19 protein-coding genes are annotated in these 23,062 nt (G+C 75.0%); 7 read left to right on the plus strand and 12 right to left on the minus strand.

Going from position 1 to position 23,062, the window contains the following annotated elements; genetic code table 11:
* Window positions 1-7 precede the first annotated feature (7 nt).
* Entirely contained in the window at window positions 8-2,215 is a 2,208-nt protein-coding gene (locus ACI6QG_RS01985; protein ID WP_407022879.1) for an ABC transporter substrate-binding protein, read from the plus strand.
* Between the two features lie 21 nt (window positions 2,216-2,236).
* Here ACI6QG_RS01985 and ACI6QG_RS01990 read toward each other — a convergent pair whose 3' ends face one another.
* The 3 genes from ACI6QG_RS01990 to ACI6QG_RS02000 all read right to left on the minus strand — a co-directional run bounded on the left by ACI6QG_RS01990 (window position 2,237) and on the right by ACI6QG_RS02000 (window position 5,677).
* Window positions 2,237-4,243 (minus strand): PAS domain-containing protein, encoded by a 2,007-nt coding sequence (locus ACI6QG_RS01990; protein ID WP_407022880.1) that lies wholly within the window; start codon window positions 4,241-4,243, stop codon window positions 2,237-2,239.
* Between the two features lie 76 nt (window positions 4,244-4,319).
* The gene (locus tag ACI6QG_RS01995; protein WP_407022881.1) at window positions 4,320-4,967 is read right to left on the minus strand and encodes a TVP38/TMEM64 family protein; all 648 of its coding nucleotides are present in this window, start codon (window positions 4,965-4,967) and stop codon (window positions 4,320-4,322) included.
* Window positions 4,964-5,677, minus strand: a complete 714-nt coding sequence (locus ACI6QG_RS02000) for a glycosyltransferase family 2 protein (protein WP_407022882.1) — start codon at window positions 5,675-5,677, stop codon at window positions 4,964-4,966. Before ACI6QG_RS02000 ends, ACI6QG_RS01995 begins: the two co-directional genes overlap by 4 nt.
* A gap of 81 nt (window positions 5,678-5,758) precedes the next feature.
* On the opposite strand from ACI6QG_RS02000, the gene ACI6QG_RS02005 reads away from it, so the two are divergent.
* Genes ACI6QG_RS02005 through ACI6QG_RS02020 form a run of 4 tightly spaced genes read left to right on the plus strand, consistent with a single transcriptional unit; the run spans window position 5,759 to window position 12,943 of the window.
* Complete coding sequence (locus ACI6QG_RS02005) at window positions 5,759-6,841, plus strand: COX15/CtaA family protein (RefSeq protein WP_407022883.1); 1,083 nt, start codon at window positions 5,759-5,761, stop codon at window positions 6,839-6,841.
* Complete coding sequence (locus ACI6QG_RS02010; protein WP_407022884.1) at window positions 6,838-10,899, plus strand: PAS-domain containing protein; 4,062 nt, start codon at window positions 6,838-6,840, stop codon at window positions 10,897-10,899. Before ACI6QG_RS02005 ends, ACI6QG_RS02010 begins: the two co-directional genes overlap by 4 nt.
* Window positions 10,896-12,323 (plus strand): metalloprotease TldD, encoded by a 1,428-nt coding sequence (tldD, locus tag ACI6QG_RS02015; protein WP_407022885.1) that lies wholly within the window; start codon window positions 10,896-10,898, stop codon window positions 12,321-12,323. The genes ACI6QG_RS02010 and tldD overlap by 4 nt, the downstream gene beginning before the upstream one ends.
* Window positions 12,323-12,943 (plus strand): LysE family translocator, encoded by a 621-nt coding sequence (locus ACI6QG_RS02020; protein ID WP_407022886.1) that lies wholly within the window; start codon window positions 12,323-12,325, stop codon window positions 12,941-12,943. The genes tldD and ACI6QG_RS02020 overlap by 1 nt, the downstream gene beginning before the upstream one ends.
* 9 nt (window positions 12,944-12,952) lie before the next feature.
* Here the strand turns inward: ACI6QG_RS02020 and ACI6QG_RS02025 are convergent, their stop codons facing one another.
* From ACI6QG_RS02025 to ACI6QG_RS02050, 6 genes are all read right to left on the minus strand, one after another.
* Window positions 12,953-13,825 (minus strand): DMT family transporter, encoded by an 873-nt coding sequence (locus ACI6QG_RS02025; RefSeq protein WP_407022887.1) that lies wholly within the window; start codon window positions 13,823-13,825, stop codon window positions 12,953-12,955.
* Between the two features lie 52 nt (window positions 13,826-13,877).
* Entirely contained in the window at window positions 13,878-15,911 is a 2,034-nt protein-coding gene (locus ACI6QG_RS02030; RefSeq protein WP_407022888.1) for a TonB-dependent receptor, read from the minus strand.
* Window positions 15,912-15,934: 23 nt separating this feature from the next.
* Window positions 15,935-17,104: a hypothetical protein gene (locus ACI6QG_RS02035; protein ID WP_407022889.1), complete on the minus strand. Its 1,170-nt coding sequence runs from the start codon at window positions 17,102-17,104 to the stop codon at window positions 15,935-15,937.
* 68 nt (window positions 17,105-17,172) lie between these two features.
* The gene (locus tag ACI6QG_RS02040; RefSeq protein ID WP_407022890.1) at window positions 17,173-18,000 is read right to left on the minus strand and encodes an ABC transporter permease; all 828 of its coding nucleotides are present in this window, start codon (window positions 17,998-18,000) and stop codon (window positions 17,173-17,175) included.
* The gene (locus tag ACI6QG_RS02045) at window positions 18,000-18,800 is read right to left on the minus strand and encodes an ABC transporter ATP-binding protein (protein ID WP_407022891.1); all 801 of its coding nucleotides are present in this window, start codon (window positions 18,798-18,800) and stop codon (window positions 18,000-18,002) included. The genes ACI6QG_RS02040 and ACI6QG_RS02045 overlap by 1 nt, the downstream gene beginning before the upstream one ends.
* The gene (locus ACI6QG_RS02050; RefSeq protein WP_407022892.1) at window positions 18,800-19,813 is read right to left on the minus strand and encodes an ABC transporter substrate-binding protein; all 1,014 of its coding nucleotides are present in this window, start codon (window positions 19,811-19,813) and stop codon (window positions 18,800-18,802) included. Before ACI6QG_RS02050 ends, ACI6QG_RS02045 begins: the two co-directional genes overlap by 1 nt.
* A 180-nt stretch (window positions 19,814-19,993) precedes the next feature.
* Between ACI6QG_RS02050 and ACI6QG_RS02055 the strand changes: the two genes are divergently transcribed.
* Both ACI6QG_RS02055 and ACI6QG_RS02060 read left to right on the plus strand, forming a co-directional pair.
* The gene (locus ACI6QG_RS02055) at window positions 19,994-20,410 is read left to right on the plus strand and encodes a rhodanese-like domain-containing protein (RefSeq protein WP_407022893.1); all 417 of its coding nucleotides are present in this window, start codon (window positions 19,994-19,996) and stop codon (window positions 20,408-20,410) included.
* Entirely contained in the window at window positions 20,407-20,880 is a 474-nt protein-coding gene (locus ACI6QG_RS02060; RefSeq protein WP_407022894.1) for a DUF3237 domain-containing protein, read from the plus strand. The genes ACI6QG_RS02055 and ACI6QG_RS02060 overlap by 4 nt, the downstream gene beginning before the upstream one ends.
* On the opposite strand, the gene ACI6QG_RS02065 is transcribed toward ACI6QG_RS02060, so the two are convergent.
* Genes ACI6QG_RS02065 through ACI6QG_RS02075 form a run of 3 tightly spaced genes read right to left on the minus strand, consistent with a single transcriptional unit; the run spans window position 20,865 to window position 23,030 of the window.
* Window positions 20,865-21,536 carry an amino acid ABC transporter permease gene (locus ACI6QG_RS02065; protein WP_407022895.1) on the minus strand — a complete coding sequence of 224 codons (672 nt, stop codon included), beginning with the start codon at window positions 21,534-21,536 and terminating at the stop codon, window positions 20,865-20,867. The two genes, ACI6QG_RS02060 and ACI6QG_RS02065, sit on opposite strands and share 16 nt — an antisense overlap.
* Entirely contained in the window at window positions 21,526-22,191 is a 666-nt protein-coding gene (locus tag ACI6QG_RS02070) for an amino acid ABC transporter permease (protein ID WP_407022896.1), read from the minus strand. The genes ACI6QG_RS02065 and ACI6QG_RS02070 overlap by 11 nt, the downstream gene beginning before the upstream one ends.
* Complete coding sequence (locus ACI6QG_RS02075) at window positions 22,188-23,030, minus strand: transporter substrate-binding domain-containing protein (protein WP_407022897.1); 843 nt, start codon at window positions 23,028-23,030, stop codon at window positions 22,188-22,190. The genes ACI6QG_RS02070 and ACI6QG_RS02075 overlap by 4 nt, the downstream gene beginning before the upstream one ends.
* Between the last annotated feature and the right edge of the window lie 32 nt (window positions 23,031-23,062).

Genomic DNA, 23,062 nt, shown 5'->3' on the forward strand with positions numbered 1-23,062 from the left:
CCTGCCCATGCCCTTGCCGCGCCGCGCCCTGGCCGGCGCGGGGCTGGCCGCGGCGCTGGCCCGGCCCGCCCTGGCCCAGGCGCGGCCGGTGGTGCTGGCCCTGCAATGGGACCATCAGTTCCAGTTCGCCGGCTACTACGCCGCGCTGTGGCAGGGCTTCTTCCGCGAGGCCGGCTTCGCCGCCGAGATCCGCTCCGCCTTCCCGGATGGCCGCCCCGCCTACCGCGCCCCGGTGGCGGAGGTGACGGCGGGGCGCGCGCAGTTCGGCACCGGCAACGCCGGCATCCTGCTGGCCCATGCGCGGGGCGCGCCCATCGCCGTCGTCGCCACGCTGTTCCAGCAATCCGGCACGCGGCTGTACTTCCGGCGCGGCCTGCGCGAGGTGCGCTCGCCGGCCGACCTGGTGGGGCTGCGCCTGGGCCGCAACCAGGGCAACGAGCTGCTGGACGTGGAGCTGCTGGCCATGCTGGCCGCCGAGGGCATCAGCCCCGAGCGGCTGGAGGTGGTGCGCTACGCGCCCGACCGCCTGCTGCGCGCGCTGGCCGCGGGCGAGTACGACATGACCTTCGGCTACTCCCTGTCTGCCCCCTGGGAGCAGCGGGAGCTGGGGGTGGAGTTCGGCGAGCTGCGCCCCACCGACTACGGCATCGCCTTCTACGGCGACAGCCTGTTCGCCGACCGCCGCCTGGCCCGCGCCGACCCGAAGCTGGTGGAAGCCTTCCGCGACGCCGCGCTGCGCGGCTGGGCCTGGGCGCTGGACAATCCCGAGGAAGTGGCCGAGCGCATCCCGCGCGAGTTCCCGCGCGTGCTGGCCGTCGGCGACGTGGGGGGCTTCAACCGCTTCCAGATCCCCATCGTGCGGGAGCTGACGCTGCATCCCATCGTGCAGCTGGGCAACGTGAACCCTGAGCGGTGGGAGCGCATGAACCGCCTGCTGGCCCGCGCCGGGCTGGTGCCCGACGCCCCGCTGGACACCCGCGCCTTCCTGTTCGACCCGGTGCGCGAGGCGCAGGAGCGCGCGCAGAACCGCCAGCGCCTGCAGCTGGCCGCGCTGGGGGGCGCCGCGGTGCTGGGCGGCGCGGCGGCGCTGTGGGTGGCGGCCCTGCGCCGCACCACGCGCCGCGTCGCGGGGGAGCTCGCGGCCTCGCAGGCGGCGCTACTGCAGGCGCAGAAGATGGAGTCGCTCGGCCTCGTCATGGGCGGGGTGGCGCATGACGTGAACAACCTGCTGCAGGTCGTCACCTCCGGCCTCAACCTGCTGGAGCAGGGGCAGATGGACGACGACAGCCGCGCCATGGTGCACGACGCCATGCGCCGCGCGGTGGAGCGGGGGGCGGCGGTGAACGCGCAGATCCTGGCCTTCGCGCGCGAGCAGGAGCTGCGCCCGGCCCGCATCGAGCCGGCGGAGCAGCTGGGGGGGATGCGCCCGCTGCTGGAGCGCGCCCTGCGCTCGGACATCCGGCTGGAGATGGACCTGCCCGCCGAGGCCTGGCCCGTGCTGGCCGACCCGGTGCAGCTGGAGATGGCGCTGCTGAACCTCGCGGTGAACGCGCGCGACGCCATGCCGCGCGGCGGCACCCTGGCCATCGCCCTTTCCAACGAGGTGCTGGCGGAACGCGCCGGGGAGCCGGAGCCGCTGCGCGGCGAGTTCCTGCGCATCGCCCCGCGCGACACCGGCGCGGGCATCCCGCCGGAGCTGCTGGCCAAGGTGCTGGAGCCCTTCTTCACCACCAAGGAGCGCGGGCGCGGCACCGGGCTGGGCCTGGCGCAGGCGGCCGGCTTCGCGCGGCAGTCGGGCGGCGGCCTGCGCATCGAGAGCACGCCGGGGCGCGGCACCACCGTCTCGCTGCTGCTGCCGCGCGACCGCGAGGGGGCGGCGGCCCCGGCGCCGCCGCCGGGCCGCCCCGCGCCGCCGCCGCGCCGCCTGCTGCTGGTGGAGGGCCGCGCCGACATGGCCGCGCTGCTGCGCGCGGCGCTGGAGGAGGCCGGGCACGAGGTGCGCGTGGAAGCCGATGCGGCCGGCGCCCTGGCGGCCCTGGCACGGGCGCGCCCCGGCTTCGACGCCGCGCTGGTGGGCGAGGCGGAAGCGGCGGCGACGCTGGAGGGCGCGGGCGCCAAGGTGGTGCAGCTGCTGCCCGCGGGCGCCCCCGTGCCGCAGCGCCGCTCGCTGCGCCGCCCCTTCACCGCCGAGGCGCTGGAGGCGGCGCTGGCCTGAGGCGCGACGCCGCCCGGGGCGCTATCCCGCGGCCGACCCGGCCGGCCAGCGCAGGGTGATGCGCAGCCCCTCGGGCGCCCATTCCTCCTCCGCCTGGCCACCGAGCTGGGATTCGACCGTGGCGCGCACCAGCTCGGCGCCGAAGCCGCGTTCCGCCGGGGCCATGGCGGGCGGGCCACCGCTCTCGCGCCAATGCAGCTCGGCCATCGCGTCGCGCGCCGCCAGCCGGATGGCGACCTGCCCGCCCGGCCGCGACAGCGCGCCGTGCTTCACGGAGTTAGTGAGCCACTCGTGCAGCACCAGCGCCAGGGGCTGCACGTCATCGGCGGCCAGGGGCAGGTCGGCGCCCTCCACCACCACGGCCGCCCCGTGCGGCCGGCCCAGGCGGCGCGCCAGCTCGGCCAGGCTGGTGGCGCCGCCCGCCGCGCCCAGGCGCGACAGGTCATGCGCCGTGGCCATGGCGCGCAGCCGGTCGCGCAGCTCCTCGGCGAAGGCCGCGGCCTCCGGGTGCTCGGCTGCGGCGGCGGCGGCGAGGCCGGCCACCAGGGCGAAGCTGTTCTTGACGCGGTGGTCCATCTCGCGCGCCACCAGCGCGACCTGGGCGCGCGCCTGCGCCTCGGCCGAGACGTCCAGCACGTAGCCGACCAGGCGGGTGACGGCGCCGCGCGCGTCGCGCAGCGCGAGGGAGCGGTGCCAGGCGTGCACCCAGCGCCCGTCGGCGTGGCGGACGCGGTAGCGCGCCTCGAACAGGCGGTCGCCGGCGGAAAGCCGCTCCCGCGCCGCGTACCAGGCGGGGCGGTCGTCCGGGTGGATGCGGTCCGTCCACCAGCCCGGCGTGGCGTCATGCGCCGCCTCGCCGACCAGGGCGAGCAGGCCGGCGGAGCGCACGACACGCCCTTCGGCCGGGTGCCAGTCGTCGCCGCCGCCGCCGAAGGCCTCCAGCGTCAGCCGGCTGCGTTCCTCGTTCTCCATCAGCGCGTCCAGCGCGGCGTCGCGGATGCTGCGCGCCTTGGCGAGCTTGCGGGCGGTGGCGTCCACCTCGGCGATGCCGGTGGCGGGCGCGCCGGCCTCGCCCAGCCGGTCCAGCGCCTGGATGAGGCGGCTGGCCAGCGACAGCGCCAGCACCAGCCCGGCCTGCGCCACCAGCACGCCCAGCAGGATGGTCAGGCCCAGCGTGCGCCGCAGCTGCTCCCACCAGGTCTCGGACGGGGCGGCGAGGGCGATGGCGAAGCCGCTCTCCGGGGCACGAGCGGCGGCCAGCACGGTCAGCAGCCCATCCATGGTGCGGATGTCTCGCAACAGCCCGCCCGCCTCGCGCCCCAGCAGCGCGACGATGCGCGGGTGGGCCGCTCGGCCGATGAACTCCTCCTCCATGTGCGTGCGCGCGCCCACGCGCAGCTCCGCGTCCAGCACGGCGGCCCGCCAGCTGGGCGGCAGCCCCTGGTCCTCCAGGATGCGGCGCAGGCGGTTGGCGGCGAGCGACAGGCCCAGCAGGTGGGCCTCGCCGGCCACCTGCACCGGGCGCACCACCAGCACGCGCGGCTGGCGCGACGGGGTGGCGGTCAGCACGGGGGAGATGCGCGGCCCGCCCGGCTCCAGCGCCGCGCGCAGGAACTCGCCGGCCCGGGAGGGCTGCCCGGTCTCGCTCGCGTTGACGCCGGCTGCGGTGACGACGAGCCGGATCACCCCGTCGGCGCGGTACACCACCACCGAGGCATCCGTCGGCAAGCCCTGCAAGGCGATGGCGGCGAAGGCGTCCAGGCTGCCCTGCCGCAGCGTGGGCAGCGCGGCCAGGGTTTCCAGCCGGGCCTGCGCCTGGCCCAGCTCGCGGTCCACGGCGATGGCCAGCGCCCGGGCGGTGGAGAGCAGCTGCGATTCGTAGCGTGCGCGCTCCGTCTGCGCGGCCTGCCACACGGCGAAGCCAGCCAGCAGCAGGAACGGCAGCGCCAGCCCGGCGACCAGGGCCACGAGCAGCGTGCGGAAGCGGGTGCCCGGCCGGTGCGAAGCGGCCGCGGCGGGGGGTGTCATCTGGGCCTCGTGCGCGGGAACGGAAGGGGCCCGCCCCCGTTGATAGCGTCCGGGCTCGCGGCGCGGCAACCCCGCCTCAGGCGGCGGCGCGGCGCATCACCCGCACCCCCAGCCACACCGAGAGCGCCAGCAGCACCAGCGACAGCCCCACCTGCCAGGCGCCGTCCACCCGCACCCCCTTGCCCAGCAGGGCGAAGACCAGGGTCTGCGGCAGGTAGCCCAGGGCGGAGGCGGCCAGGAAGGGCAGGGGGCGCAGCCCGGCGACGCCGGCGAGCAGGTTCGTCGCCAGGTTGTTGCCGACGGGAAACAGGCGCAGCGCGAGCGTGGCGGCGAAGGGCCGGGCGCGCAGCGTGTCCACCAGCGGGCGCAGCCGGGCGGCGCCGGGGCGGGCCAGCCGGCGCTCCGCCCAGGCGCGGCCGACGGCGCGCGCCCAGAGGAAGCCGGCGGCGCAGCCCAGCAGCTGCGCCGCCAGCGCCAGCGCGGTGCCTTCCAGCGCGCCGAAGGCGTAGCCGCCCAGGAAGGCGATGGCCTGGCGGGGCAGGCCCAGCCCGGTGGTGGCCATGCCCAGCAGCAGGAAGGTGGCCTCGCCCCGCCAGCCGGCGTCGCGCACGTGCAGGTCCACCCAGCTGGTGCCCGGCACGGCGCCGACGGTGCGCAGCATCCAGCCGACCGCCGCCAGCCCGGCCACCAGCAACAGCAGGCGGCCCAGCGCGGCGGGGGTCACGGCTCCTCCAGTTCCGGACGGCGGCCGCGGCGCTGCAGCCAGGCCACCCCCACCAAGTCGAGGAAGGCGACCGCCAGCCGGTCCAGCGTGCCGTAGTTGGAGGCGCCGCGCACCCGCGGGCGGTGGTTCACCGGCTCGCTCACCACCTCGGCCCCGGCGCGGATGGCGAGGGCGGGGAGGTAGCGGTGCATGTGGTCGAAGCGCGGGAAATCCAGGAACAAGGCGCGGGGAAAGACCTTGAGCCCGCAGCCGGAATCCGGCGTCGAGTCGCGCAGCAGCCGCGCCCGCACCCGGTTGGCGACGCGCGAGGAGGCGCGCTTGGTCCAGGTGTCGCGCCGGTTCACCCGGTGCCCGGCCACCAGCACCGGCCCCGGCGCCGCCATGGCGCGGGCCAGCAGGCGGGGGATGTCGGCCGGGTCGTTCTGGCCGTCGCCGTCCAGGGTGGCGATCCAGGCGCCGCGCGCCGCCCGGACCCCGGTGGCCACTGCGGCGGACTGGCCGCAGGCGGCGCGGTGGCGCAGGTGGCGCACCGGGGCGGTCGCCGCGGCCTCCCGCAGGCGGGCCGGGGTGTCGTCCGTGCTGCCGTCGTCCACGAAGACGACCTCATGCGGGGTGCCGGCCAGCGCGGCCTCGATCTCCGCGACCAGGGGCAGGATGTTGGGGGCCTCGTTCCGCGCGGGAATGACGACCGACACGAGCGGCTCGGGCATGGGTGCGGGCGCTAACACCCGGGGGCCGCAACGTCCAGCGCCGGGCTGCCCCGCGCGCCGGTCTGCCCTATATTGCGCGCCATGCCCTTCGACACCTCCGGCCAGCCCCTGATGCCGCCCGCCGAGCGCGGCGGGCATGGCAACCCCCGCGCCGTCGCCTCCTGGCTGCTGGGCGTGGCGGCGCTGATCTGGATCATGGTGGCCATCGGCGGCGCCACGCGCCTCACCGGCTCGGGCCTGTCCATCATGGAGTGGGCGCCGCTGTCGGGCGCGCTGCCGCCGCTGAGCGATGCGGAATGGCGGCGCCTCTACGACCTCTACCGCACCATCCCGCAATACGAGCTGCTGAACGCCGGCTTCGGGATGGAAGGCTTCAAGCGCATCTTCTGGCTGGAATGGATCCACCGCGCCTGGGGGCGGCTGATCGGGCTGGCCTACCTGGGCGGCTTCCTTTTCCTGTGGTGGCGCGGCGCCATCGGGCGGGCGCTGCTGCCGCGGCTGGGGGTGCTGTTCCTGCTGGGCGGGCTGCAGGGGGCGATCGGCTGGTTCATGGTCGCCTCCGGCTTCCAGGCGGACCGCACGGCGGTGTCACCCTACCGCCTCGTGCTGCACCTGGGCATGGCGTTCCTGCTGTTCGGCCTCATCCTCTGGACCGCGCTGGGGCTGCTGCGGCCGCAGGCGCAGGCCATCGCGCCGCGCCAGGGCAGCGTGCGGCGGCAGGTGCAGGCGGCCTTCTGGCTGGCGGCGCTGACCATGCTGGCCGGCGGCTTCGTGGCCGGCACGCGGGCAGGCTTCACCTGGAACAGCTTCCCGCTGATGGACGGCTCGCTGCTGCCGCCTGGCGCCTTCGCGCTCGACCCGTGGTGGGAGAACCTCACGAAGAACCTGGCGCTGGTGCAGTGGAACCACCGCCTGCTGGCCACGCTGGCCCTGCTGTCGGGAATCGGCGCCGGGGTGGCGGCGTGGCGCCGCCTGCCCGCCGGCTTCGCGCGCCGCGCGGCGCTGGCCTTCTCCGCCACGCTGGGCGCGCAGTACCTGCTGGGGGTGGCGACGCTGGTGCATGCGGTGCCGGTGGCGCTGGGCACCCTGCACCAGACGGTGGCGGTGGGGGTGCTGGCCGCCGGGCTCTGCGCCTGGCACGCCCTGCGCGAGCCGCGCGGTTGACGCCCGCCGCGGCCGCGCTGGACGCCCTGCCCCTGGCGCTGGCCGCCTTCGGCCCAGACGGGGCGCCGCTGCTGGCCAATGCCCCGATGCTGGCGCTGCTGGGCGGCGAGGTTCTGCCGCCCTGGGGGGAATTCCTGCGCCGCCTGGCCTCGCGCGGGGTGCTGGGCGAGGGGCCGCCGGCGGAAGGCGCGGCCGCGCGCACCATCCATGGCGCCGACGGCCGCCCGCGCGCGTGGAGCTGCGCTGCGCTGGCCGATGGCGGGCGCCTCGTCACCTTGCTGGAGGCGGATGCCCGGCCGGCCTCCGACATCGCCGCGCGGGAGCTGCGCGCCATCCTCGACGGGCTGCACACCGGCGTCGGGCGCTACGACGCCGGGGGCGTGCTGCGCCGGGCCAACCCGGCCTTCGCCCGCCTGCTCGGCCTGCCGGAAGGCCTGGCGCCGGAGGGGCAGTCCTTCCGCGCCCTGCTGCAGGCCCAGAGCGAGACAGGGGAGCTGCCGGACGCCGACATCGCCGCGATCGAGCACCGCGTGGTGAGGGAGAGGGCGCGCGCCGGCGTGGAATGGCGCCACGAGCGCACGCGGCCGAACGGCAGCACCATCCGCTTCGCCAACACCCCGCTGCCCGAAGGCGGCTGGCAGACCGAGGTGACCGACATCACCGCCGAGCGCGGGACGGAGCAGGAGGCGCAGCGCCGCGCCGCGCTGCACGCTGCCCTGATCGAGGCGCTGCCGGTCGGCGTCGCGCTGTACGGCCCCGACCGCCGGGTGGCCCTGGTGAACGAGGCGTACAACCGCATCCTGGAGGACGACCCCGTGCAGGTGGGCGACGACCTGCGCGACATCCTGCTGCGCCGCGCCCGCCGCGGCGAGTACGGGCTGGGCGACCCGGAGGACCAGGTGGCGGCGGTGCTGGCCTCGCTGCACCGTCCGCAGGGGTTCGAGCGGCGGCGCCCGGGCGGGGGCTATTCCATCCACCGCTCGGTGCCGCTGCCGGATGGCGGGCACGCCATCGTGGTGTCCGACATCTCGGCCCTGCATGCGGCGCAGAACGAGGCGCGCTCCCGCGCCGCGGTGCTGGACACCATGCTGGAAAGCACGCGCCACGGCATCGTGCTGTTCGACCCCGATGGGCGCGTGGTGGCGGCCAACCGGCTGGCCGCCCGCCTGGCCGGGGTGCCGATGGAGGCGTTCCGCCCCGGCGCCTCCATCCATGAGCTGCGGGCCGAGCAGGTGAGGCGCGGCGTGTTCGGCGACGCCCGCTCCACCACCGAGTTCCTGGAATGGCGCGGCGCCATGCCGCTGCGCGCGGAGGACAGCTACCGCCGCACCGCGCCGGGCGGGGTGGTCATCGAGGTGGCGACGGACGTGCTGCCGGGCGGCGGCTTCGTGCGCTCCTACACCGACGTGACGGCGCTGGTGAACGCCGAGCGCGAGGCCAAGCAGCGCGCGGAGGAGCTGGGGCAGGTGCTGGACACCATGCGCCACGGCATCATCATGTACGACGCCCAGGGCTTCGTGATCACCGGCAACCGCCTGGGCGAGAAGCTGTCGGGCCTCGCGGAGGGCGCGCTGCGCCGCGGCCGGCACTTCGACGAGCTGCGCGGCGAGCAGGTGGTGCGCGGCGAGCACGGCGACGCCGAGGCGGCCGCCGCCTACGTCGCCAACCGCATCGCGCGCCCCTGGGAAGGGGAAAGCACCTACCAGCGGCGCAAGCCCGACGGCACGGTGCTGGAGATCCGCACCGACCTGATTCCCGGCGGCGGCGTCGTGCGCTCCTTCACCGACATCACCGCCCTGGCCCGCGCGCAGGAGGAGGCGGAGCGGCGCGCCGCCACCCAGCAGGTGATGCTGGAGAACATCCGCCACGGCCTCATCCTGTTCGACGCCGGCCACCGGGTCGCCGCCTTCAACGCCCTGGCGGCGCGGCTGACCGGGCTGGAGGGGGAGCTGCGCCTGGGCCTGGAGCGCGCCGAGATGGCGCGCATCCAGGCCGCGGCCGGCGAGTTCGGCGACGCCGCCACCACCGCCGCCTATTTGTCGCGGACCGAGACCCTGGACTACGCCGCCGGGACGCACGTGTTCCGGCGCACCCGCCCGGACGGCACGGAGCTGGAGGCCGCCACCAGCCCGGTGGCCGGCGGCGGCTTCGTGCTGACGCTGACCGACATCACCGGCCAGCTCGTCGCCCAGCGCGAGGCGCAGGAGCGCGCGGCCATGCTGGAAGCGACCATGGAGGCCGCGCGCACCGGCATCACCATCTTCGGGCCCGGCCACCGCGTGCTGGCCGCCAACGCCATCTCGGTGCAGGCCAGCGGCGTCAGCAGCGCCGAGGAGGCCATCGGCCTGTCCTACGAGGAGGTGTGGCGCCGCCAGGTGGCCCGCGAGCACCCGCAGGGCGGGCCGGAGGCGGAGGAGCTGCTGCGCTTCGGCCTGTCGCTCGACCGCACGCTGCCCCACCACTACGAGCGGCGGCGGTCGGACGGCGCCATCTTCGACGTGCGTTCCGACCCGCGGCCGGATGGTGGCTTCGTCATCTCCATCAGCGACGTGACGGAGCTGGCGACGGCGCGCGAGGCGGCGCGGCGCCAGGCGGCGGTGCTGGAGGCGACGCTGAACGCCACCGGCCACGCGCTGTTCCTGTACGGCGCCGACGGGCGGCTGGTGGCGGCGAACGGCATCGCCGCGCAGCTCTGCGGCTTCGGCTCGGCCGCGGAGATGACCGGGCGCAGCTTCGAGGAGATCCTGCTGGCGCAGTTCCGCCGCGAATACGGCGAGGCGGCGGTCGGCAGCCGCCTGGCGCGCGTGCTGCGGCTCGACCGCACCCGGCCGCAGCGCTACCAGCGCCCGCTGCCCGACGGGCGCGTGCTGGACGTCTCGCTCGACCCTGCGCCGGGCGGCGGCTTCGCCATCGCCATCAGCGACGTCACCGCCCTGGTGCAGGCGGAGGCGGAGGCCAAGCGCCGCAACGCCATCCTGTCCGACATGCTGGGCAACATCCGCCAGGGCGTGGTGCTGTTCGACGCCGCCGGGCGCATCGCCGCCTCCAACCCGCGCATCCAGGAGATGCTGGGGGTGGGCGAGCAGGCCTTCGCCGACGGCATGACCCTGGGCGAGATGGTGGACGCCCTGCTGGCGGCCGGCGAGTACGGCGAGGGCGAGGCCGCGCGCGCCACCGCCGAGGCCATCAAGGCACGCGACCGAAGCGTCACCCAGCGCTCCATCCGCGCCCGCGGCGACGGCGCCGTGTACGAGGTGGTGTCCGACCCCACGCCCGGCGGCGGCTTCGTCGTCACCTACACCGACGTGACGGAGGACCGGCGGGTGCGCGCCGAGCTGGAGCGCGCGCGCGCCGCGGCGGAGGGGGCGAACCTCGCCAAGTCCCGCTTCCTGGCCACGATGAGCCACGAGCTGCGCACGCCGCTGAACGCCGTCATCGGCTTCAGCGAGGTGCTGGCGGCCGGGGCGGACCCCAGGCTGGTGCCCGAATATGCCGGCGCCATCGAGGAGGCGGGCCGCCACCTGCTGAGCCTGATCGATGACATCCTGGACATCACCCGCGCCGAGGAGGGCCGCCTGCCGGTGGCGCGGGACCGGGTGCCGGTGGCCGCCCTGCTGCGCACCACCCGGCGCATGATGGCCGGCCAGGCGGCCGAAGCCGGGCTGGAGCTGTCGCTGGACGCGGCGGCGGCGCTGCCCGCCGTGTCCGCCGATTCGCGGCGGCTGCGCCAGGTGCTGCTGAACCTGCTGGCCAACGCCATCAAGTTCACCCCGCGCGGCGGGCGGGTGACGCTGTCGGCCGCCGCCGACGCCGAGGGGCTGCGCATCGAGGTGGGCGACACCGGCATCGGCATCGCCCGCGAGGACATGGGCCGGCTGTTCCAGCCCTTCGCCCAGGTGGAGAGCGCGGCCTCGCGCCGCTATCCCGGCTCGGGGCTGGGGCTCTACCTGTGCCGGGTGCTGCTGGAGGCGCAGGGCGGCACGCTGACCCTGGAAAGCGAGGAAGGGCGCGGCACCCTGGCGCGCATCGCCTTCCCGCCCCATCTTGTGGTGCCATGAGCGACGCCCTTTCCGTCACCGACCGCCTGTTCCACGCCGAGCTGGACCCCGGGGCCGCCCTGCGCCGCCTGCGCGAGGCCACCGCGGGCTGCGAGGATGGCGAGCTGTTCCTGGAGCACCGCGAGAGCGAGGCGGTGTCGCTGGACGACGGCCGCATCCGTTCCGCCTCCTACGACCAGTCCCGCGGCTTCGGCCTGCGCGCCGTCAGCGGCGAGGCGGCGGGCTACGCCCATGGCGCGGAACTCACCGAGGCGGCGCTGGCGCGCGCGGCGGAGACGGTGCGCGCCGTGGCGCAGGGGCGCTCCGGCACGCTGGACGTGGCGCCGCGCGCCACCAACGCCCGGCTGTACGACGGCGCCAACCCCCTGCTTTCGCTCGGCTTCGCCGAGAAGACCGCGCTGCTGATGGAGCTGGACGCCCATGCCCGCGCGCTGGACCCGCGCGTGGTGCAGGTCAGCGCCTCGCTCACCGGCGAGTGGCAGGCCGTGCGCATCCTGCGCCCCGATGGGCAGGCGGTGGCCGACCTGCGGCCGCTGGTGCGCTTCAACGTGTCCATCGTGGTGGAGCAGGGCGGGCGGCGCGAAACCGGCTCCTTCGGCACCGGCGGCCGCCACGGTTACGCCCGTGTGCTGGAGGGCGGCGGCTGGCAGCGCGCGGTGGCCGAGGCGCTGCGCCAGGCGCTGGTGAACCTGGAATCGGTGCCGGCGCCCGCCGGCGAGTGCGACGTGGTGCTGGGCCCCGGCTGGCCCGGCATCCTGCTGCACGAGGCGATCGGGCACGGGCTGGAGGGCGACTTCAACCGCAAGAAGACCTCCGCCTTCGCCGGCCTGCTGGGCACGCGCATCGCCGCCCCGGGCGTGACGGTGGTGGATGACGGCACCATCGAGGGCCGCCGCGGCTCCATCACCGTGGATGACGAGGGCACGCCCTCGGGCCGCACGGTGATGATCGAGGATGGCGTCCTGCGCGGCTTCATCCAGGACCGGCAGAATGCGCGCCTCATGGGCGTGGCGCCCACCGGCAACGGGCGCCGGCAATCCCACGCCCACAGCCCGATGCCGCGGATGACCAACACCATCATGCTGGGCGGCGCGCACGAGCCGGGCGAGATCATCGCCTCGGTGAAGGACGGCATCTGGGCGGTGAACTTCGGCGGCGGGCAGGTGGACATCACCTCGGGCAAGTTCGTGTTCAGCATGAGCGAGGCCTACCTGATCAAGGACGGCAAGCTGGGCGCGCCGGTGAAGGGCGCGACGCTGATCGGCAACGGGCCGGACGCCCTGACGCGCATCACCATGATCGGCAACGACCCCGGCATGGACCCCGGCATCGGCACCTGCGGCAAGCAGGGCCAGGGGGTGCCGGTGGGCGTGGGCCAGCCGACGCTGCGGATGCGCGGGCTGACGGTCGGCGGCACCGGCTGATGGAGTTCTGGCTGTTCCTCGCAGCGGCGGCGGCGCTGGCCGTCTCGCCCGGGCCGGGGCTGTTCTACGTGGCGGCGCGCTCGCTGGCCGGCGGCCGGCGCGAGGGCGTGGCGTCCTCCTTCGGCACGGCGCTGGGCGGCATGGCGCATGTGCTGGCAGGCGCCCTGGGCGTCTCGGCCTTGGTGCTGGCCAGCGCTGAGCTGTTCACCGCGCTGAAATGGGCGGGTGCGGCCTACCTGCTGTGGCTGGGCTGGCGCACCCTGCGCGCGGCGCGGCGCGAGGCGCTGGCGCTGGCGCCCACTCCGCCCATCGGCCCCTGGCGGGCCTTCCGCGAAGGCGCGGTGGTGGAGGCGCTGAACCCCAAGACCGCCGCCTTCTTCCTGGCCTTCCTGCCGCAATTCGTGGACCCCGCCGGCAACGTGGCGGCGCAGTTCGTCGGGCTGGGCGTGGTCTGCGTGGCGCTGAACACCCTGGCCGACGTCGTCGTGGCCTTCGCCGCCGGTGGGCTGCGTGCCGGCGCCGCCGCGCGCCCGGCGCTGGTGCGGCGGCTGCGGGAAGGGTCCGGCGCGGCCATCATGGCCCTGGGGCTGGGCGTGCTGCTGCTGCGCCGGCCGGCCTGACGCGGGCCGCTACCGGGCGCGCCGCCGCAGCAACCGCCCATCCATCACCGCGAAGCCCAGGGCGATCAGCGCCATGCCCAGCGCATGCGGCCAGCCCAGCGCCTCGCCCAGCACGGCCCAGCCGAGCACGGCGGCGAAGCCGGGGATGATGAGCGTCACCAGCAGCAGGTTCACCGGCCCCGCAGCCTCCAGCAGCGCGAAATACAGCCAATAGGCCAGGCCGGAGCACAGCAGCGACAGCGCCAGCAGCGCCGCCACGGTCGCCGGGCCGGGCAGGGGCGGCCAGGCGCCCAGCAGCACCATCGGCGCCAGCAGCAGCGCCGAGGCGGAGAGCTGCCCGGTGGCGGCCACCATCGGCGGGATGCCCAAGCCGCGCAGCCGCCGCCCCCACAGGCCCGCCAGCGCGTAGGAGAGGGTGCCCAGCAGCATCAGCGCCACGGGGTGCAGCGGCGCGGCGAAGGGGTCGGCGCCGACCATCGCCGCCACCCCGCCGAAGCCCAGCGCCACGCCGAGCACGCGCGCCGCCGTGGCGCGCTCGGCGCCGGCCAGGTGGGCCAGCAGCACCCCCCAGAAGGGCGTGGTGGCGTTGAGGATGGCGGCGACGCCCGAGGGCAGCGCGCCCTGCGCCGTCACCATCAGGGTGAAGGGCAGCAGGTTGTTCAGCACCCCCATGCCCAGGTGGGCGCGCAGCGCCGCGCCGTCGCGCCGCACCGGCAGGCGCAGCCACCACACCAGCGCCCACAGGAAAGGCAGCACCAGTGCCACCCGCGCCAGCACGATGGGCAGCGGCGGCCATTCGCGCACGGCGATGCCGACGAACAGGAAGGACCCGCCCCAGACGCAGGACAGGGCCAGCAGCAGGGTCCAGGCGCGGGCGGTCATGCGCCCTTGTGGCGCGCCGCGCCGCGCCGGGCCATCCGCGCGTTGCGCCGGTTCAGAAGAAGCGAGTCAGCGCGGCATAGGCGGCGCGCCGGGGGAGGAATTGCGGCGCGCCGACGCCGATGCCCGAGCCGTCGCGCAGCTGCACCCGCGCATCGGCGATGTTCAGCACGTCCAGCCGCGCCTCCCACCGCCCGCCCAGCGCCTCGAAGCCGTGCGCGATGCCGAGGTTCAGCGTGGCGTAGGGGTCCTGCTTCTCGCTGTTGGCGAAGCCGCGGCGCAGGCCGTTGCCGAAATAGGCGGTGGCGCTGACGCGGCCGCCTTCCCAGGCGCGCCAGACGGCGCCGGCCGTGGCGGTCAGCAGCTGGTCATGGTCGGTGCGGACCCACTTGCCACGGATGTACGCCAGCTCCTCCGCCTCGAAGGCGAATTGCGAGGAGCGGATGTCGCGCCCGGTGGCGCGGGAGAGGGTGAGGCTGCCGGTCAGCTCCAGCGGGCCGCTGCGCCACTGCGCTGTCGCCGTGGCGCCGTAGGTGCGGCCCTGGCGGTAGTTGAAGGGGGTGAACACGATGGCGCGGCCGAACTGGCCGAGGTCCAGCATGTCCCGCGCCTCCTTGAACCAGGCATCGGCGCCCAGGGTCAGCCGCTCGTCCCAGCGATGCGCGATGCCGGCGGAGAGGTAGTGCGACCGCTCGGGGCGCGGCAGCTGGCCATCGCTGCCGGGCGGGGCGCCGGTGGTGCCGGCGAAGATGGCAGCCTGGGCGGGCTGGATCAGCTCCTGGGCCGGTGGCGTGAAGTAGCGCGCGTAGCCGAGCGACAGCGTGGTGGCGTCGGTGGCGCGGAACACAGCGTTCAGCCGGGGCGAAAGCTGCCCGGCCCGCACCGCCTGGTCGGCGTGGTCGGCGCGCAGCCCGGCATTGATGGTCAGGCGCTCCGTCACCCTCCATTCATCCTGCACCCAGGCGCCGTGCAGAAAGGTGGTGCGGGCGCGGCGGGTGCCCAGCAGCAGCGGGTCGCCGGCCTCGTCCAGCACCGTGGAGGTATTGGCGGCCAGTGTCCGCTCGCCCATGCTCATCAGGCCGAAGCGCAGGGTGTGGCCCGCGTTCAGCCGGTATGCGCCATCCGCCTGCACGCCCAGCGCGGCGGAACGGCGGCGGTAATCGGTGGCGATGCCGTTGAAGGCGACCTCGTTGGCATCCGGCAGGTAGTGCGTGGTGCTGTTCCGGCCGAAGCCGGCCACCTGCCAGTCGAAGGCGCCGCTGCTGCCTTGCAGCGCTGCGATGCCGAACTGGTTCCGCTCCCACTGCCGCGCCCGCAGCAGGGCGCTGTCGCCGGCGCCGAATTCCGCTGGCTGGCCGGGATTGGACGGGATGCCGAAGCGGTTGGCGCTGGCGCCACCGATGACGGAGAGGCGCGTGTCCGGCGCCAGCACGCGGGAGACGCTGAACAACCCGCGCCCTTGCTCGGTGAAGCCATTGGCCGGCGGCTGGCGCGCGGTGGGGGCCTCGATGCCCAGCGTGGATTGCCGGTAGGTCCCGGTGGCGAAGACGTCCCACCCCGCCACCACCCCGGCCCAGCCGGCCGAGGGCTGCACCGTGCCGAAGGAGCCGGCGCTGACCCCCACCCAGCCGCCCGGGTCGGCGGCGCCGGAGCGCAGCGTCACATCCACCACACCCCCGGTGCGGTAGCCGAACTGGGCGGGCAGGGCGCCGGTCAGCAGGTCCAGCCGCGCCACCGCGCGGGCATCGAGGAAGGCGCCGAAGCCCTGCACGCCCTCGGGGATGGTGACGCCGTTGATGCGGTATTGCAGGTTGCGGTGCTCGCCGCGCACATGGATCTCGCCGAAGCTGTCCTGCACCACGCCGGGGAATTGCAGCAGCAGGCCGTTCAGCGGCGCATCCGCGCCCAGCGGCAGGGCCTCGATGGCCTTGCGGTCGAGGCTGGACACCGCCGCGCCCAGCGTGGGCGAGATGCGCGAGCGCGCCTCGTTCAGCCGCCGGGCCTCCACCACCACCTCGGGCAGCTCGGCCTCCTGCGCGGCGGCGGAGGCGAGGGGCAGGACACACAGCAAAAGGGCATGGCGGCGCATGCCCGTATTGTTACTTTATAACATCACCAGATGTCAAGGGTGCGGACGCCCCAACCGGTGAGCGCCTCGGTCTCGCGCAGGGCGTCCAGCCCATTGATGCGCGCCAGGAAGGCGGTTCCGTCGCCCCCGTCGCCGAGGAAGGCGGCCGCCACCGCCGCGTCATCCGCCCCCTCCAGCGCCGCCTGCCAGTGCAGCAGTTCCTCCCGCGTCGGCAGGCGGCCGGCGCCGAAGTGGAATATGCGCACCGCCAGGGCGGCCTCGGCGTCGGGCACCCAGAGGGGCAGGGCGTCGGCCGGCAGCGGCAGGGCATCCGCCGCGGCGGCGCGGGCGCGGGCGGCGGCGTCGGGCGGGCCGAAGCGCTCGCGGTATTCCTCGCTGTCCAGCATCGTGCTGGCGAGCCAGGCCATGGAGCGCCCGGCCTCCAGCGCCGCCACGCCATCGGTCAGGCCGCAGGGGTCGGCGCCGCGCTGGAGGATGGCGCGGTACACCGCTTCCACCCGCGCCGCGGCGTGGCCGGGGTCCAGCGCCCAGGTGCCGTCGAGGAAGCGCAGCGCCTCGACCTCGGCGAAGCTGCCGTCGCCGGCGGGGTTGAGGATGCGGCCCGCGGCCCAGTCCACCGTGGCCTCGCGGCGCAGGAAGGGCTCCAGCACGGTGTCGGCGCCGGCGCCGCCGAGCAGCAGGTCCACGCCCGCGCCGCCGGCCAGCAGGTCGTCGCCGTCGCCGCCGTGCAGCAGGTCGTCGCCGTCGCCGCCGAACAGGGCGTCCCGCCCGGCGCGCCCGGCGACCAGGCGGCCCAGCGGCGCCAGCAGGTCGGCCCGCAGCGCGTCCAGCCCGGCGTCCCAGCGCCACACCACGCCGAAGGACATCTCGTCCGCCGGGGTGCCCCAGCGGGCCTGGGCCTGCGCCACGTCGTAGGCGCCCAGGAAGGGCGGCAGGGCGGCGCCGGGGTTCAGCAGGCTGGCGGCGTCCGGCGCGCCGGACAGACCCATGGCCCGCCCCACCTGCTGCGCCATGGCCAGCAGGGTGTCGCCGGGCCGGAAGGCGATGTCGGCGCCGCGCGGCACGGCCGCGAAGCCGACGCCGGACACCACGTCCCACATCGCCAGGGCATCGCGGGCAAGGAGAGCCTCGGTGGGGGAAAGCCCGTCGAGGTTGAAGGTGAGGAGGCCGGGGCGCGGCGCCGGTGTGCGCATGCCCCGAGCCTATTCACACCTTGTTAAGCCTTCAACCGGAAGCGGGACGTGGTCCCGGAAAACAAGACTCAGCCGCCGGGCTGGAAGTTGTCCTGGCCGCGCGTCGCCCAGCCGGTGGTGCGCCGCTCGATCACCTCCGCGATCCAGTACAGCAGCACGCCCATGATGCCGGTCACGATCAGCCCGGCGAAGACCAGCGGCACGTCGAAGCGGCTGCTGGCCACCATCATCAGCCGGCCGATGCCGGCGTTGGGCGCCACGCTCTCCGCGATGATGGAGCCGACGAAGGCCACGGTGATCGCCACCTTCAGCGAGGCGAAGAAGTAGGGCATGGCCCGCGGCAGGCCGACCTTGCGGATCACGTCCACCGGCTTGGCGCCCAGCGCCCGCAGCACGTCGCGCAGCTCCGGCTCCACCGTGGCGATGCCGGTGGCGACGTTCACCACGATGGGGAAGAAGGAGATCAGGAAGGCGGTGATCACGGCCGGCCAGATGCCGATGCCGAACCACACGATCAGCACCGGCACCACCGCCACCTTGGGGATGGAGTTGAAGGCGATCAGCAGCGGGTACAGCCCCCGGTACACCAGGGTGGAGGAGCCGATGGCCACCCCCAGCAGCAGCCCGAACACGATGGCCATGCCGAAGCCGATCAGCGTGGTCATCAGCGTCACCGCGCTGTCCTGCATCAGCGGCCGCCACCACTTCAGCCCGGCCTCCAGCACCGCCGAGGGGGCGGGCAGGATGAAGGGCGAGACGCCGAGGGCCACCACCGCCACCTCCCACAGCAGGAAGGCGGCGCCGATGACGATCCAGGGCAGCCAGCGCTGCAGGGTCTGGCGGCGGCGGGCGCGGGCGATCAGCGCCGCGGCGCGGTCGGTCTCGATCTCGGGCATCACACGGGCTCCCCGGCGCGGGCCTTGTGGATCAGGCCGCGCAGCTCGGCGACGATGGCGTTGAAGGCGCCGTCATAGGTGGCCTCCAGCCGGCGGGGGCGGGGGAAGTCGATCCGGCGCTCGGCGATGATGCGGCCGGGGCGGCTGCTCATCACCAGCACGCGGTCGGCGAGGTACACCGCCTCGCGCAGGTCATGCGTCACCAGGATCACGGTGGGCCGGCGGGCCAGCCACACGTCCTGCAGCACGCTCCACAGCTCCTCGCGCGTGAAGACGTCCAGCGCGGAGAAGGGCTCGTCCAGCATCAGCAGGGGCGGCTCATGGATCAGCGCGCGGCACATGGAGGTGCGCTGCTGCATCCCGCCCGAAAGCTGGTGCGGCTGCTTGCCGCCGAAGCCTTCCAGCCCGACCAGCTTCAGCAGCGCCTCCGCCTTGGCCTCGTACTGGCGGCGCTCGGCCGACAGGCGCTTGCGATGCGCTGGCACCACCTCCAGCGGCAGCATCACGTTGGCGAGGATGGAGCGCCAGGGCAGCAGGGTCGGGTTCTGGAACGCCATGCCCACCAGCGGGATGGGGCCGCGCACCTCCTCGCCCGCCACCACCACGCCCCCGGCGGAGGCCGGCCACAGGCCGGAGACCAGGCGCATCAGCGTGGACTTGCCGCAGCCCGAGGGGCCGACCACGGCGACGAACTCGCCCTCCGCCACGTCCAGCGAGCACTCCTGCAAGGCCAGCGTGCCCTCCGCGCCGCCATAGCGCATGGCGACGCGGTCGATCTCCACGAAGGGGCGCGGCTGCATCAGATGCGGCGGTCCGCCGCGGGCGGCAGGAAGGCGGCGTCGTACATCTGCGCCGCCTGCACCCGCGCGGGCAGGCCGTAGGCTTCCTCCACCGCGGTGATGCCGCGCTGCAGGCGCGCCATGTCCACGTTGGAGATGCCGTTCTGCCGCACGTTGTCCGTCATGATGACGCGCGCCAGGTTCATGCGGTGGCGCTCCGTCTCCAGCGCGGCGTCGGTCAGCGGGTCCACCTGGCGCAGCACGGCCATCATGCCGGCCTCGTCGCGCAGGGTCTCGCGGAAGCCGCGCACCAGGGCGGCGGTGGCGCGGCGCACCGCTTCCGGGTTCGCCTGGATGAAGCGCCGCGTGGTGAGGATGGCGCCGCCGAACAGGTCCAGCCCGTGGTCGTAGTACATCATCACCCGCTGCTGCGGGTGATCCAGCCCGATGCCCTTCAGCGCCAGGGCGGAGGTGGTGACGAAGCCGGTGACGCCGTCGGCCTCGCGCCGCACCAGCATCGGCTCGCGCAGGGCCGGCGTGACGGAGATGAAGTTGACCTTCGACGCATCAACGCCCGCCGCCTTGGCGAAGGCGGGGAACAGCTGCCGCCCGGCGTCGAACTCCGGCGCGGCGAGGCGGCGGCCCTCCAGGTCCTTCGGGGTGCGGACGGGGCCGTCGGCGCGCACGATGGCGCAGAGCGGCGAGCGGTCGTGCAGGATGGCCACCGCCACCAGCCCCGAATCCGGGTTCTGCGCCAGAAAGCGGATGGCCGGGTTGAGGTCGGCATAGCCCATGTCGGCGGTGCCGGAGGCGATGGCCGGCGGCACCGCGCCCGAGCCCTGGCCGGCGCTGACCACCGCCTCCACCCCCGCCTCGCGGAAGAAGCCGCGTTCGCGCGCCACCAGGGCGAAGGCGTTGGGCGCCTGGAAGGCCCAGTCGAGCTGGACGCGCACGCGCGGCGCGGGCTGCGCTTGCACGGCTGGCGCGGCCAGCAGCGCGGGGCTGGCGAGGAGCAGGCGGCGGGACACGGGCATGCGACGGGCTCTCCGGAACGGGTGCTTTGCGCGCCACCTTTCCCGAGGGCGGGCCGGGGATGCAAGCGCGGGGTTTTCCCGTCATCCCCGCCGCGGCCCCCGAATTGCCCAAGCCCTGGGCAAACCGCCTCCGTCGCGCCATGCTGCGGGCACCAACCCTTGATGCAAGGAGGCCCAGCCATGGCCAGCGTGCCCGAGGTTTCCCCCGAAGCCGCCTTCCGCGCCCTGCAGGAAGACCCCGACGCCGTGCTGGTGGACGTGCGCACCGACGCCGAGTGGAACTTCGTCGGGGTGCCCGAGCTGTCGGGCGTGAACAAGCAGGTCGTGCTGATTCCCTGGCAGGTGTTTCCCTCCATGCAGGTGAACGACCACTTCGCCGAGCACCTGCGCCGCGCCGGCGTCACCGCCGAGAGCAAGGTGTACTACCTGTGCCGTTCCGGCGCGCGCTCGCTGGCGGCGGCGCAGGCGGCGCAGATGGCGGGCTTCCCGCACGGCTTCAACGTCAGCGACGGCTTCGAGGGGCCGGTGGACGCCGAGGGGCACCGCGGCACCGTCAGCGGCTGGAAGGCCGCCGGCCTGCCCTGGCGGCAGCGGTGAACCTGCCCGCCCCCGCGCTGGAGTTCCTGTTCCGGCTGGTGATCGAAGTCGGGCCGCCGCTGATGGCCAGCGGCGCCGCGGCGCGCGGCGGCCAGCTGCGCGTGGTGCCGCTGCGCGGCGGCCGGTTCGAGGGGCCGTCCCTGCGCGGCGAGGTGCTGGGCAGCGCCGGCGCCGACTGGCTGCGGGTGGAGCCGGACGGCACCGCCCACATGGACGTCCGGCTGGTGCTGCGCACGGCGGAGGGGGAGGAGGTGTTCATGTCCTACACCGGCCTGCGCACCGGCCCGGCCGAGGCGCTGGCCCGGCTGGCCGCCGGCGAGGCGGTGGACCCGGCCGCCTACTACTTCCGCACCGCCATCCGCTTCGAGACGGCGGCCCCGCGGCTGGACTGGATGAACCGCGTGCTGGCGGTGGGCACCGGGATGCGCCCGCCCGAGGGCCCGACCTACGACGTCTACGCCGTGCGCTGAGGCGGCGCGCGGTTCTCCAGCCGCGACAGCAGGCGCACCAGGGGCCACAGCAGGGCGAAGTAGAGCGCCGCCGCGGCCAGGATGGGCGTGGCGTTGTAGGACAGGCTCTGCGCCTGCCGGGCCTGGAACAGCAACTCCGGCAGGGCCACCACGGCGGCGATGGAGGTGAGCTTCACCACCTCCAGCGTGTTGCTCAGCAGGTCGGGCAGCACGTTGCGCACCGCCTGCGGCAGCACCACCAGCCGCAGCGCGCGGGCGCGGGTGAGGCCGAGCGAACGCGCCGCCTCCATCTGGCCCGGCGGCACGGAGGCGATGCCGGCGCGCAGGATCTCCCCGTAATACGCCCCGGTGTTGAGGAAGAAGCCGATGGCGACCGCCCCCCAGGCCGAGACCTCGACGCCGGCGAAGGGCAGCCCCGAATAGACCAGCACCAGCAGCACCAGCGGCGGCAGGGCGCGAAACACGTCCACCCAGGCCGCCACCGCCCAGCGCAGCGGCCGGGACCGCGCCAGCGACAGCAGCGCCAGCAGCAGCCCGCCCAGCACCCCCACCGGCACCACCAGCAGGGAAAGCAGCACGGTCTGCACCAGCCCCATCCACAGCAGCGGCCAGGCCTCGGCCAGCACCTCGGCGTTCAGGAAGGCGTCAGCGAACATGCCAGCGGCGCTCCACCCAGCGGCCCAGCAGCACCACCGGCAGGAACAGCGCCAGGTAGGCCAGCGCCGCCAGCGTCAGCGGCGTCGGGTTGAAGGAGAAGGACACGCCGGCCTGCGCCGCGCCCAGGATCTCCGGCACCGCCACCACCGAGGCCAGCGCCGTGCCCTTGGTGACGGCGATGGTGCGGTTGACCAGCGGCGGGATCACCAGCCGCAGCGCCTGCGGCAGCACCACCAGGAAGAAGCAGGGCAGGAAGCGCAACCCCAGGGCGCGGGCCGCCTCCCACTGCCCCTTGGCGACGGTGGTGATGCCGGCCCAGAAGATCTCCTCCGCGAAGGCCATCAGCACCAGGGACAGGGCCAGCCAGGCGGCGGCGAAGCCGGGCAGGGCGAGCCCGGCCGCCGGCAGGCCGAAATACAGCAGCACGATCACCACCAGCGGCGGCACGGCGCGGAACAGGTCCACCGTGAAGACGATCAGCCAGTTCAGCGGCCGCACCCCCATGGCCCGCAGCACCGCCAGCGCCAGCCCGGCCAGCAGCCCGGCGGCGATGACGCACAGCGCCAGCACCACCGTCACCCCCATGCCTTCGATGATCTTCGGCGCGTATTCCGCCGCGACGCGGGCGTTGAGGAAGCTGTCGGAAAAACTCACCCGCAGGTCGGGTTCTGCGCCGTCGCGTCATGCCCCGGCAGGTCGGGCGGGCCGTAGCCGGGAAACACGATGTTCTCCGCCTGCTCGGGCCCCGGGCGGTCACCGAACCAGCGCTCGCTGATGCGCGCCAGCGTGCCGTCGCGCTTCATGCAGGCCAGCACATCCTCCACCTGGTTGCGCAGCGCGCCGGAATCGCGGCGGAAGGGCGCGCCCCAGTGCAGCTGCGTGCCCGGCAGCACCCAGTCGGCGATGAACAGCGGCGTGCGCGACGCCGAGTAGCGGATCACCGTGTTGCCCGACAGGTTGGCATAGGCCCGTCCGGCCATGACGGCCTGCACCGCGTCGGGCTGGGTGTCGAAGGCGAGCAGGGTGAGGTTCAGCCGCTCGGCGTTGCGCGTCACCCATTGCTCGTAGGGGGTGCCCTTGTTCACGCTGATGGTCTTGCCGCGCAGATCCTCCTCCGAACGGATGGGCGCGCTGCCGCGGCGGATGCCGAATTGCAGGGCGGTCCAGAGGTAGCCCTCGGTGAACAGCAGCGCCTCCGCGCGCTCCCGCGTCACCGTCACCGGCGCGCAGAGGAAGTCGTAGCGCCCGGCATTCAGCGCCGGGATGAGGCCGGAGAAGGAGGCGCTGTCCACCACCAGCTCGCGCCCCAGCCGGCGCGCCACCTCGCGGAACATGTCCACCTGGAAGCCCTGCACGCCGCCGCGGCCGTCGGGGAAGGCGTGCGGGGCGAAGGTGCCGTCCACCGCGCAGCGCAGCGGCGGCTGCGGCGACTGCGCGAGGGCGGGCAGCGAAAGGGTGGCGGCCAGCAGCCCGGCCAGCAGGGTGCGCGTCATTCGCGTGGTCCTTCCTCGTCTCGGGGGCCGAG

This window comes from Sabulicella flocculans, assembly GCF_045449635.1.
Classification (GTDB): domain Bacteria; phylum Pseudomonadota; class Alphaproteobacteria; order Acetobacterales; family Acetobacteraceae; genus Roseococcus.